General features: G+C 54.6%; 10 protein-coding genes. 6 read left to right on the top strand and 4 right to left on the bottom strand.

Annotated elements, in window-relative coordinates:
- Positions 1–126 precede the first annotated feature (126 nt).
- Positions 127–480 carry an MmcQ/YjbR family DNA-binding protein gene (locus KP80_RS01650; protein WP_052281841.1) on the top strand — a complete coding sequence of 118 codons (354 nt, stop codon included), beginning with the start codon at positions 127–129 and terminating at the stop codon, positions 478–480.
- Here KP80_RS01650 and uvrA read toward each other — a convergent pair whose 3' ends face one another.
- On the bottom strand, positions 481–3,306 hold the full coding sequence (gene uvrA / locus KP80_RS01655) for an excinuclease ABC subunit UvrA (RefSeq protein WP_052281842.1): 2,826 nt from the start codon (positions 3,304–3,306) through the stop codon (positions 481–483).
- Between the two features lie 253 nt (positions 3,307–3,559).
- Here uvrA and ssb1 point away from each other — a divergent pair, with 253 nt between their 5' ends.
- The 4 genes from ssb1 (at position 3,560) to KP80_RS01675 (ending at position 8,013) form a co-directional block, all read left to right on the top strand.
- Positions 3,560–4,087: a single-stranded DNA-binding protein SSB1 gene (gene ssb1, locus KP80_RS01660; RefSeq protein WP_035896752.1), complete on the top strand. Its 528-nt coding sequence runs from the start codon at positions 3,560–3,562 to the stop codon at positions 4,085–4,087.
- A 244-nt stretch (positions 4,088–4,331) separates the two neighbouring features.
- Positions 4,332–5,939: a gamma-glutamyltransferase family protein gene (locus KP80_RS01665; RefSeq protein WP_231625897.1), complete on the top strand. Its 1,608-nt coding sequence runs from the start codon at positions 4,332–4,334 to the stop codon at positions 5,937–5,939.
- Between the two features lie 47 nt (positions 5,940–5,986).
- Positions 5,987–7,291 (top strand): oxalate/formate MFS antiporter, encoded by a 1,305-nt coding sequence (gene oxlT / locus KP80_RS01670; protein WP_197276128.1) that lies wholly within the window; start codon positions 5,987–5,989, stop codon positions 7,289–7,291.
- 14 nt (positions 7,292–7,305) lie between these two features.
- Entirely contained in the window at positions 7,306–8,013 is a 708-nt protein-coding gene (locus tag KP80_RS01675) for a GntR family transcriptional regulator (RefSeq protein WP_197276129.1), read from the top strand.
- Between the two features lie 31 nt (positions 8,014–8,044).
- Here the strand turns inward: KP80_RS01675 and KP80_RS01680 are convergent, their stop codons facing one another.
- From KP80_RS01680 to soxS, 3 genes are all read right to left on the bottom strand, one after another.
- On the bottom strand, positions 8,045–9,553 hold the full coding sequence (locus KP80_RS01680) for a lytic transglycosylase F (protein WP_052281843.1): 1,509 nt from the start codon (positions 9,551–9,553) through the stop codon (positions 8,045–8,047).
- Positions 9,554–9,692: 139 nt separating this feature from the next.
- Positions 9,693–9,974, bottom strand: a complete 282-nt coding sequence (locus KP80_RS01685; protein ID WP_052281844.1) for a YjcB family protein — start codon at positions 9,972–9,974, stop codon at positions 9,693–9,695.
- A 257-nt stretch (positions 9,975–10,231) separates the two neighbouring features.
- Entirely contained in the window at positions 10,232–10,561 is a 330-nt protein-coding gene (soxS, locus tag KP80_RS01690) for a superoxide response transcriptional regulator SoxS (RefSeq protein WP_052281845.1), read from the bottom strand.
- Between the two features lie 87 nt (positions 10,562–10,648).
- Here soxS and soxR point away from each other — a divergent pair, with 87 nt between their 5' ends.
- On the top strand, positions 10,649–11,107 hold the full coding sequence (gene soxR / locus KP80_RS01695) for a redox-sensitive transcriptional activator SoxR (protein WP_052281846.1): 459 nt from the start codon (positions 10,649–10,651) through the stop codon (positions 11,105–11,107).
- Positions 11,108–11,317: the final 210 nt, after the last annotated feature.

Raw genomic sequence — 11,317 nt, forward strand, 5'->3', positions numbered from 1 at the left:
CCGACTAAAAAATGATGCTTTTTTAGGCAAAATAATTCGCTGGAAGGTTTAACCTTTCGGCGTCTTGTTGCACACTGAAGATGATGATTTTTTGCACAGATAGCGGTAAGACAAAGGAGTATAACGATGACCAGTTCGGATCTTCTGCTGTACTGCATGGCTAAGCGTGGCGCGGAACAGAGCGTACACAGCGACTGGAAGGCAACTCAGATTAAAGTGGCCGATGTGCTTTTCGCGATGGTAAAGGATGTGGAAGACCGTCCGGCGGTTTCGCTGAAAAGCAGCCCCGAACTGGCAGAACTGCTGCGCCAGCAGCATAAAGATGTACGCCCAAGCCGCCATCTTAATAAAGCGCACTGGAGCACGGTGTATTTAGATGGTTCGCTGCCCGACTCGCAGATTTACTATCTGGTTGATGCGTCGTATCAGCTGGCGGTAGAGCTGCTGCCGGAAACGCTCCGGCAGCAGATGTACTCGTGATTATGACAATAGCGGCTTCAGGAAGCGCGCGGTGTGCGAGGCTTCGCAGTTAGCCACCGTTTCCGGCGTGCCGGAAACGAGGATTTCACCGCCGCCGCTACCGCCTTCCGGACCCAGGTCGACAATCCAGTCGGCCGTTTTAATCACGTCCAGGTTATGCTCAATCACCACGATGGTATTGCCCTGATCCCTGAGCTGATGCAGCACTTCCAGTAGCTGTTGAATATCGGCAAAGTGCAGACCGGTCGTTGGCTCATCCAGGATGTACAGCGTCTGGCCGGTCCCGCGTTTTGACAGTTCACGCGCCAGCTTCACGCGCTGCGCTTCACCACCGGACAGCGTAGTAGCTGACTGGCCCAGACGAATGTAGGTCAGACCTACGTCCATCAGGGTTTGCAGCTTACGCGCCAGCGCGGGTACGGCGTCGAAGAACTCACGTGCTTCTTCGATGGTCATATCCAGCACTTCGTGAATGGTTTTGCCTTTGTACTTAATTTCCAGCGTTTCGCGGTTATAGCGTTTGCCTTTGCACTGATCGCACGGCACGTAGATATCCGGCAGGAAGTGCATTTCAACTTTGATAACCCCGTCGCCCTGACAGGCTTCACAGCGTCCGCCGCGGACGTTAAAGCTAAAGCGCCCTGGCGTATAGCCGCGTGAACGAGACTCCGGCACGCCGGCAAACAGTTCACGCACCGGCGTAAAGACGCCGGTATAGGTCGCCGGGTTGGAGCGCGGCGTACGGCCGATTGGGCTCTGGTCGATATCGATAACTTTATCGAAATGTTCCAGCCCCTGAACGTCGCGGTACGGCGCGGGTTCGGCGATGGTGGCGCCGTTCAACTGAGTTTGTGCAATCGGGAACAGCGTGTCGTTAATCAGCGTCGACTTACCCGAACCGGACACGCCGGTGATGCAGGTAAACAGGCCGACCGGCAGCGTCAGGGTCACATCTTTTAGGTTGTTGCCTGAAGCCCCCGTCAGCTTAAGCACTTTTTCTGGATCGGCCGGAACGCGGTTTTTCGGTACTTCAATTTTACGTTTGCCGCTCATGAACTGCCCGGTTAACGACTCCGGCACCGCCATAATGTCGTCCAGCGTCCCTTCGGCAACCACCTGACCGCCGTGCACGCCCGCGCCCGGACCGATATCGATAACGTGGTCAGCGGCGCGAATGGCGTCTTCGTCGTGTTCAACCACAATCACCGTGTTACCAAGGTTACGCAGGTGAACCAGTGTTCCCAGCAGGCGTTCGTTGTCGCGCTGGTGCAGACCGATTGACGGCTCATCCAGTACGTACATCACGCCCACCAGACCTGCGCCAATTTGGCTGGCCAGACGAATACGCTGCGCTTCACCGCCGGACAGCGTTTCCGCCGAACGAGATAGCGTCAGATAATTCAGGCCGACGTTGACCAGGAACTTGAGACGATCGCCAATCTCTTTCAGCACTTTTTCGGCAATTTTAGCCCGTTGACCGGCCAGCTTCAGGTTAGTGAAGAAGTCCAGTGCGTGGCCGATGCTCATGTCTGAAATGGTTGGTAGCGGCGTATTTTCAACGTAAACATGGCGCGCTTCACGGCGCAGACGCGTCCCGTCACAGCTGGTGCAGGAGCGGTTGCTGATAAATTTCGCCAGCTCTTCGCGTACCGCACTCGATTCCGTTTCCTTATAGCGGCGCTCCATATTATGCAGCACGCCTTCGAACGGATGACGGCGTACGGAGGTGTCGCCACGATCGTTGATGTATTTGAATTCAATCGATTCTTTACCCGAACCGTACAGAATAGCCTTCTGCGCGACCGCGCCCAGGCTATCCCATGGGGCTTCCACATCAAACTGGTAATGCTCTGCCAGCGACTTCAGCATTTGGAAGTAGTAGAAATTGCGGCGATCCCAACCGCGAATCGCGCCGCCGGCAAGCGACAGCTCTGGGTTTTGGATCACACGGTCAGGGTCGAAATACTGCTGTACACCCAGGCCGTCACAGGTCGGGCAGGCACCGGCCGGGTTGTTGAATGAGAACAGGCGCGGTTCGAGTTCACGCATGCTGTAGCCGCAGATTGGGCAGGCGAAGTTGGCGGAGAACAGCAGTTCTTCCGCTTTTGGGTCGTCCATGTCGGAGACCACCGCCGTACCGCCGGAAAGCTCCAGTGCGGTTTCAAAGGATTCAGCCAGGCGCTGCGCCAGATCGTCGCGAACCTTAAAGCGGTCGATAACCACTTCAATGGTGTGTTTCTTTTGCAGTTCGAGCTTCGGCGGATCGGACAGATCGCAGACTTCGCCATCGATACGTGCGCGGATATAGCCCTGGCTTGCCAGGTTTTCCAGCGTTTTGGTGTGCTCGCCTTTACGCTCTTTGATGATCGGTGCCAGCAGCATCAGGCGTTTGCCTTCTGGTTGCGACAGCACGTTATCGACCATTTGGCTGACGGTTTGCGCCGCCAGCGGCACGTCGTGATCCGGACAGCGCGGCTCGCCGACGCGGGCGTACAGCAGACGCAGATAGTCGTGAATCTCGGTAATGGTGCCGACGGTAGAACGCGGGTTGTGCGAGGTCGACTTCTGCTCGATGGAGATTGCCGGCGACAGCCCTTCAATATGATCGACGTCCGGCTTTTCCATCAGCGACAGGAACTGGCGCGCGTAGGCAGAAAGCGATTCTACATAGCGACGCTGCCCCTCGGCGTAGAGGGTGTCGAAAGCCAATGAGGATTTACCTGACCCAGAAAGCCCGGTCACGACAATCAGTTTGTCGCGTGGGATGACGAGGTTGATGTTTTTGAGATTATGGGTGCGGGCGCCCCGAACTTCGATCTTATCCATTCACCTTTCCCGGTAGAAGATACACGGATTGCCTGGTTTGTTAGAAGGACAAACGGCAGAAACGGCTAATTATGACACAACTTAACCTGAATGAATATACAGTATTGGAATGCCGGATCGGGCGGTTGAAGAAAAATTGTAGAGTGACAAGATGTTTACTGGAATCTGCATCGCGGCTATCAAAATACGGTCTGGAAATGATACACTGGCGCGTTTACACTTAATCAAGACACACTTTTCAGGAGAGACAAACATGGCCAGCAGAGGCGTAAACAAGGTGATTCTCGTCGGTAACCTGGGCCAGGACCCGGAAGTACGCTACATGCCGAATGGTGGCGCAGTTGCCAACATTACGCTGGCTACTTCCGAATCCTGGCGTGATAAAGCGACCGGTGAAATGAAAGAGCAGACCGAATGGCACCGCGTTGTGCTGTTTGGCAAGCTGGCGGAAGTTGCGGGTGAATACCTGCGTAAAGGTTCTCAGGTCTATATCGAAGGCCAGCTGCGTACCCGTAAATGGACCGATCAGTCCGGTGCGGAAAAATACACCACTGAAGTTGTGGTTAACGTCGGTGGCACCATGCAGATGCTGGGCGGCCGTCAGGGCGGTGGCGCACCTGCAGGTGGCGGCCAGCAGCAGCAGGGCGGTTGGGGTCAGCCTCAGCAGCCACAGGGCGGCAACCAGTTCAGCGGCGGCGCGCAGTCTCGTCCGCAGCAACAGTCCGCTCCGGCACCGTCTAACGAACCACCAATGGACTTCGACGACGATATCCCATTCTAAGATTAGTGCTTCGCTAATTTAGACGATGAAAACCCTGCCTTGGCAGGGTTTTTTTACTTATTCCTTCCAACGATCTTCGCACCATGAACCCCCATCAGCACCGTTTCGGTGCGCGAATTGCCTGCTTTAAAAAAACATCATAAGTAGTGATTTCCCGTAACATTAAGATAAATAAAGAAAATGATATCTGGCACGGTTTGTGCCTACATTGATGTATACACTCATGTAGGCAAGGTGACCGGCAATGACTCAGTACCAATCAGCAAAATGTATGCAGGGGATGGCTGTTGCGCCGCATGCACTGGCGGCAGAAAGTGCAGTGGCAGTGTTACGCGAGGGTGGCAACGCCATTGAAGCGATGGTCGCTGCGGCTGCTACCATTGCCGTGGTTTATCCCCATATGAATGGTATTGGTGGAGACGGTTTCTGGTTGATTTCTACGCCGGGGCAGGAGCCAGTGGCCATTCAGGCCTGCGGGTTTGCAGCAGAAAAAGCGAATATCGATTATTACCGTCAGGCGGGCTACACGCAGATCCCCGTACGCGGGCCGCTGGCAGCAAACACCGTGGCTGGAACGGTGTCCGGTTGGGAACGGGCGCTGTCATGGGCTGAGGAGAATACGGCGAATGCGCCGCTTCCTTTACCGCGTCTGTTAAAAGACGCCATTCACTATGCGCGCCACGGCGTACCGGTATCGCCAGGGCTGCATCAACAAATCAACTCGCGGTTGGATCAGTTGCGTCAACACCCAGGCTTTTGCGGCCTGTTTGCCCCAACGGGCGAAGCGCTGGATGTGAATGAGCTACTGCTGCAACCCGCGCTGGCAAATACGCTTGAGCGATTGGCGACCAACGGATTAGCGGATTTTTACCACGGTGAAACGGCACGCCTGATGAGCGCAGAACTTGAAGCCACCGGTAGCCCATTACGCTTTAACGATTTCGACCGTTTCCGTGCCGAGCAGGTCAAACCGCTGTCGCTGCATACGGATGTCGGCACGGTATACAACCTGCCTCCACCCTCACAGGGGCTGGTGTCGTTGCTGATTACCGGCATCATCGAGCAGCAACGCAAAAAGGGCGCGATTACCGATGAGGCCGACTTTATTCATCAGTGCGTGGAGGCCACCAAGCTGGCGTTTAATCTGCGCGACAGCCATATCACCGATCCGGCCCATATGACGATTGACCCGCAGTCCCTGCTGACAGCCGACAGTATTATCGAACTTAGCGCGGAAATAGCGCCTGACAGCGCGTTGCCATGGGGTAAAGGGCGTGGTCCTGCGGACACCATCTGGATGGGCGTCATTGATAGCTCGGGAACCGCCGTGAGTTTTATCCAGAGCATTTACCACGAGTTTGGTAGTGCGCTTATTCTGTCGGACAGCGGGGTCATCTGGCAAAACCGCGGCAGCAGTTTCTCGCTGGATCCGAATGCGACTAACCCACTTCAGCCGGGACGCCTGCCGTTTCATACCCTCAATCCCGCACTGGCGCGCCTCGCAGACGGTGGAGTGCTGGTTTACGGCAGCATGGGCGGCGACGGGCAGCCGCAAACGCTGGCGGCGCTCTTCGACCGTATTGTCTATCAGAAGATGACGCCACAGGCGGCCATCACCGCGCCACGCTGGCTTCTTGGCCGCACCTGGGGCGAAAGCAGTGACACTCTCAAGATCGAAAGCCGTCATAGAGCGGCGACTACCGACACCCTCAAACAGTACGGCCATGACGTCGAGATTTACCCTCCTTATGACGACCTCATGGGGCATGCCGGAGCCATCCTTCGGCATTGCAACGGCATGCTGGAAGGCGGCAGCGACCCACGCAGCGACGGCGGCGTAGCTCGCTGGTAGCCCCAGCTTTTTCCAAAAGAAACATTGCAGGAATGATGAGGTGCGCGATGCGCACCCGCTTTCTGGCGACTTTTTTTCGTCTATTGGAGCGTAATATGACCGTTCTTAGAGAACCTTTGGTAGCACCAAAATTTGGCAAATGGACGCAGTTGATCCTCGGTCTTATCTGCATGGCATCCATCTCCAGCCCGCAGTACGTCTGGACGTTGTTAACTAAACCGCTGACTGAAAAACTGGGCGTGGGATTACCAGAACTGCAGGTGACGTTCTCATTGCTGATTATTTTGCAGACCTTTTTCTCGCCCTTCCAGGGGCGGTTGGTGGAGCGCTTTGGCCCACGGCTGTTGATCTCCATCGGTACGGTCATGGCAGGGTTAAGCTGGGTGCTTTCCGCGCATATTAACGGCCTGATGGCGCTGTATCTGGTGTATGGCTGTATTGGTGGCCTGGGCACCGGGATTGTCTATATTGGCGTGGTGGGGCTGATGGTGAAGTGGTTCCCGCAAAACCGGGGTTTCGCGGCGGGCGCCGTGGCGGCGGGTTACGGAATGGGGGCGATATTAACCACTTTCCCCATCGCCATTTCGCTGGGCAGCTATGGCCTTGAGCAGACGATGACCGTGTTTGGTCTTATTTTTGCCGCCGTCGGCCTGCTGGCGAGCCAGGGGCTAAGCCTGCCGCCGAGTATGGCGGCGATGCCGGTCAGCCGCAAAGTGGCGCAAAGTACCCGCCAGTTTAATTCGCGGGAAATGCTGCGCCAGCCGCTGTTTTGGCTGATGTTCGCCATGATGGCGATGATGTCTACCTCCGGACTGATGGTGACGTCGCAGATGGCGGTGTTTGCTGAAGATTTTGGTATCAGCAAAGCGGTGGTCTTTGGTATGGCGGCGCTGCCGCTGGCGCTAACCATCGATCGTTTTACCAATGGCTTAACGCGCCCGCTGTTTGGCTTTATCTCTGACCGTTATGGCCGTGAAAAAACCATGTTCATCGCCTTTGCGCTGGAAGGTTGCGCCATGATGCTGTGGCTGGCCTGCCGTGAAGATCCGCTGCTGTTCGTGCTGCTTTCCGGCGTGGTGTTCTTCGGCTGGGGCGAGATTTTCTCCCTGTTCCCGTCCACCTTAACCGATACCTTTGGCAGCGAGCATGCCGCTTCTAACTACGGCTGGCTGTATATTTCACAGGGTATTGGTTCGATTTTCGGCGGCCCGCTGGCGGCGCTGCTGTACCAACACACGCAGGGGTGGCACGTGGTCTTTGGCTGTGCGATAGCCCTTGATTTCATCACTGCCGGGCTGGCACTGTGTGTATTAAAACCCTGGCGTGCGCGGTTTATCCGCCAACATAGCTAATAGCGGAGTTATCCATGACGGCAATGACATCTGAACCCACGCCGCTGCTGGCGCATTCGGAACGTGTGTACCTGCAGCTGCGGCAGGAAATTTATCAGTTCGTTCTCCTGCCTGGCGATCGCTTTACCGAGGTGGACATTGCCCGTCGCCTGGGATGCTCCCGCACGCCGGTGCGTGAAGCGCTGCTACTGCTGCAAAATGAAGGTCTGGTACGGCGCTGCTTGCGTAACGGCTGGGAGGTTTTCCCGATTGATTTCGATGTGTACGAGGATCTCTATGAAACGCGGGCGCTGATTGAAGTCAATTCGGTCAGGAGCCTATGCAGCTCGACATCACCGAAGGTTAATCGGGATGTGCTGGCGAGTCTTAAGGCTATCTGGCAGGTTGCCCCTGAAACCCAACTGCTGGAGTGTGACAATATCGCCTCATTAGATGAGCAGTTTCATCTTGCCCTGACCGAGGCGGCGGGTAATCGGGAGTTGGCCAATATCCTGACCAATATAACCAACCGTATCCGCATCATGCGTCGGCTCGATTTTGAGTATGAAACGCGAATCGCGCAAACCTACAAGGAGCACGCGGAGTTGCTGGGGGCGATTGAACAGCGGGATGAGGAAAAAGCGGTCGCGCTGATTTCTGCGCATATCAAAGATGCGTACAAAGGCGCCAGCACTATTACGCTACGGCGTTTGCAGGGGGTGAGGGTTAAAAACATACGCTAGCGTTTACCTGACGGCGCAGCGTATCGGCCCATCAGGTTTTCATATCAACCGCCGGAATGATCGGCGGTTTCCCCGTGATCGCCCGCTTACGGTTCAGCTCGTCGAGAACGAGTCGGTAGGCGATGTAGTATTTATAAATATTACTGACATAACTCACCGTTTCGCCGCCAATTCTCTCGGCTGCGAGGTTTTCAACGTTGCCAAACCAGATATTGGGGTTAAATCCGCGTTTTTGAGTTTCGGCCCGCAGTCGGGCAATGCGTGTAGGCCCCGCATTGTAAGAGGCGAACGTGAATAGAACCTTATCCAGCTGCGTCATCGGTTCATCGGCGTAGTAGCGGTCGATCATCCAGCGCATATATTTCACCCCAGCGTGGATGTTTGGGTCGAGCTGTTTGATATCGCCAACCTGTAGCTCTTTGCCGGTTTTCGGCATCACCTGCATCACGCCAATCGCGCCAACATGGCTACGCACCGACTGGTCAAGCCTTGACTCTTGATAGCCCTGGGCGGCCATCAGCAACCAGTCGACGTCGTAGCGATCGCCATATTTTCTGAATATTTCGACCATTTTCAGCAGTTTGCGCCGCTCTTTTTCGGCAGCGGCGTTTTTGACATAGTCGGCGTTCTTCAGATAGCGCAGCAGCAGTGTGTTGCCCAGCAGGCTACCCTGGCGGTGGTCTTTCACAAAGTGATTGAGTTCAGCCAGTAGCTGCGGGTTATCTTTGCGTACCGCCCAGGCAATGCTGCCATCGTCGCGGAGCGCTATTTCTTCATGCACTTCGATTTTAGGGAATACTTGTTTCCAGAACAGTGCCTTATGGCGGTCAACCACGGTGAGCGGGATAAGCCCGGCGCTAAGCATTTCCAGCAGGTCTTCATCCTCCAGCGCTTCAGGGGCAAGCTTGATAATGACTGGAGGGCGTTTCTCTTTGGCTAACCGTGCATTCAGCGCCAGCAGGCTCTCGTAGTAGCTAGATGAGCGGCGGACGAACACGGTTTTACCGGCGAGATCGCTCACCTTTTTCACTTTTGGTGAGCCAGGGCCGGAGATCACCAGCTCTTTAATCCCGGTATACAGGGGATTGGTGAAGGTCGCTTCCTGTTGGCGCGTGGACGTAACGGTCAGATTGGCAGCGGCGATATCGCCTTTTCCCTCGTTAAGCGCGGTAAAAAGCGCATCGCGCGCCACCGGGACGAAGATAATGCGAATCTTTAGATGGCGTTGTTTGAGTTTTTTGTCGTTAGCCAGTTGGGTATTAAGGCTGCGTTCGAAGGCGATAAAAATATCGTGGGTGGCCCCGCGCTGCTGGCCCTTATTGATAAAAAAGAACGTCTTGCTGTAGGTGGTAAGAACACGGATGACCCTTCGATCAAGCATGCCGGGGAGGTCACCTTTCCACGGCTGCATGAGGTTTTCGGTATTCAACTCCAGCGTGTCGGATGTCTCTTCTTTTGTTGGCGCGGCATAGGCCGGTAAAGCCAGCAGCAGGGCAGTAAGACAGGGGATAATCAAGCGATGAAAAGGGATGGCATTCATGATGCGACACTCCGCAGGGCGCATCCATTAATTTTAGTCGAGCGGAACTAAAAAGCCTGGGGTTGGCAGGGCTTTTTCTCGTGGGATTCAGGCAATAAAAAACCCCGATAAATCGGGGCTTATGCACGGTGGTCGGCGCTTAGTACATCGCGACAGGCCATTCCGGTGGGGCGTGGCTCATCACTTCAACCATCACATCTTTGATATTGTTTAAAATGGTTGAAATATCGACCAGCGTAATGCCCAGCAAACCGGTGGCAAACCAGCAGGCCGCCGCGACACCCAACATACCGCTGATGACCGCCAGCCCGGCGTAGTCTGATTTACGAAGTTGAATTTTCAGGGTACTGGCGATAAACATCAGTACCGCGCTGGTTAACGGCCAGCGTAACAGCGCGACGCCCGCGGTGATGGAAACCATGAAACCTTATCCTCAGAGATAAACAAGACATTGCCCTGACAGCGCATTGTTTATTGAGGCCCGAGGCGCTCTGGCTATCTGAAGGCATGCAAAGTGAGATGAAACGCTGTTTCTGTTTCATTCTATTTTGTGAACTATATCACGTTTGATGCTTTATTCACCAGAGGCAGGTGCAGGATTTTTGTCAACAGATTAACCACTATAATGAAGTGGTTAATGTCGCCGCGCATGAGGGCGGCGACAAGGTATTGATTCTGTTAGGCAGAGATTTGGTGACGATAGTCCGTTGGCGTACGGTCGAACTCACGACGGAACACGCGGGAAAACGTCTGCTGTGAGACATAGCCCAGATCCATGGCGATATCAAAGATCGGCCGCTGGGTCGTACGTAGCGCCTCGGCCGCCAGCAGCAGGCGTCGTTGGCGAATATAATCCCCCAGCGTCTGATGCATCACGGTGCGGAACATGCGCTGCAGGTACCACTTCGAATAGCCGGACTTTTTCGCCACGATATCGATATTAAGCGGTTGCTCGATATGTTCATCAATCCATTCAATTAACGTCTGAATAATTTCCCGATGGGACATAAGGCTCTCCCCGTTGTCTATTTTTGCGTCGATTTCTGTTCTGCTGGCGAGTATAATTCCTCAAGTTAACTTGAGGTAAAGCGGATTATGGAAAAAAAATCAACGCGCATAAAAACGTTGCTTTCACCCGGCGACGTAGCGAAACGAACTGGTGTTGCGGTGTCGGCGTTACATTTTTATGAGAGCAAAGGGCTTATTCGCAGCACAAGAAATAGCGGTAATCAGCGGCGCTATAAGCGTGATGTTTTGCGCTACGTGGCGATCATCAAAATCGCCCAGCGGCTGGGTATTCCGCTGTCGACCATCGGCGATTCTTTTAGCGTTCTGCCAGAAAACCATACTTTGGGGCCGAAAGACTGGAAGCATTTCACTACCCAATGGCGCGAGGAGTTGGATAAGCGTATTCATGCCATGGAAGCATTGCGCGATCAGCTCAACGGCTGCATCGGCTGCGGCTGCATGTCGCTGCGCGACTGTCCGTTGCGTAACCCTGGCGATAAGTTGGGCGAAGAAGGCACCGGCGCGCGTCTGTTAGAAGATGAATAACCCGCCGCGATCCCCGTCCGGGGATTGCGACATTTTTGCCATAGAATTGTTGCCAGATTGCGCATTCACGATAACGTTTGCGCATGGCTTGACCATTTCTTCATCGGCAATCGTTAATTTTGATTAAGCAGGGCAAACTTCTGTTGAAAAAGGGGGTGTAAAAGCCAGATAATCGTTTGCCTCGAATTTTCGGACGCATCTTACGTCGAA

Source organism: Kluyvera genomosp. 1 (genome assembly GCF_001266615.1).
GTDB classification, from domain to species: domain Bacteria; phylum Pseudomonadota; class Gammaproteobacteria; order Enterobacterales; family Enterobacteriaceae; genus Kluyvera; species Kluyvera cryocrescens_A.

Bases quoted from the DNA above. Each gene is read 5' to 3' on its own strand.
- KP80_RS01650 (WP_052281841.1), top strand. From the start codon at position 127: ATGACCAGTTCGGATCTTCTGCTGTACTGCATGGCTAAGCGTGGCGCG.
- uvrA (WP_052281842.1), bottom strand. From the start codon at position 3,306: ATGGATAAGATCGAAGTTCGGGGCGCCCGCACCCATAATCTCAAAAAC.
- ssb1 (WP_035896752.1), top strand. From the start codon at position 3,560: ATGGCCAGCAGAGGCGTAAACAAGGTGATTCTCGTCGGTAACCTGGGC.
- KP80_RS01665 (WP_231625897.1), top strand. From the start codon at position 4,332: ATGACTCAGTACCAATCAGCAAAATGTATGCAGGGGATGGCTGTTGCG.
- oxlT (WP_197276128.1), top strand. From the start codon at position 5,987: ATGCGCACCCGCTTTCTGGCGACTTTTTTTCGTCTATTGGAGCGTAAT.
- KP80_RS01675 (WP_197276129.1), top strand. From the start codon at position 7,306: ATGACGGCAATGACATCTGAACCCACGCCGCTGCTGGCGCATTCGGAA.
- KP80_RS01680 (WP_052281843.1), bottom strand. From the start codon at position 9,553: ATGAATGCCATCCCTTTTCATCGCTTGATTATCCCCTGTCTTACTGCC.
- KP80_RS01685 (WP_052281844.1), bottom strand. From the start codon at position 9,974: ATGGTTTCCATCACCGCGGGCGTCGCGCTGTTACGCTGGCCGTTAACC.
- soxS (WP_052281845.1), bottom strand. From the start codon at position 10,561: ATGTCCCATCGGGAAATTATTCAGACGTTAATTGAATGGATTGATGAA.
- soxR (WP_052281846.1), top strand. From the start codon at position 10,649: ATGGAAAAAAAATCAACGCGCATAAAAACGTTGCTTTCACCCGGCGAC.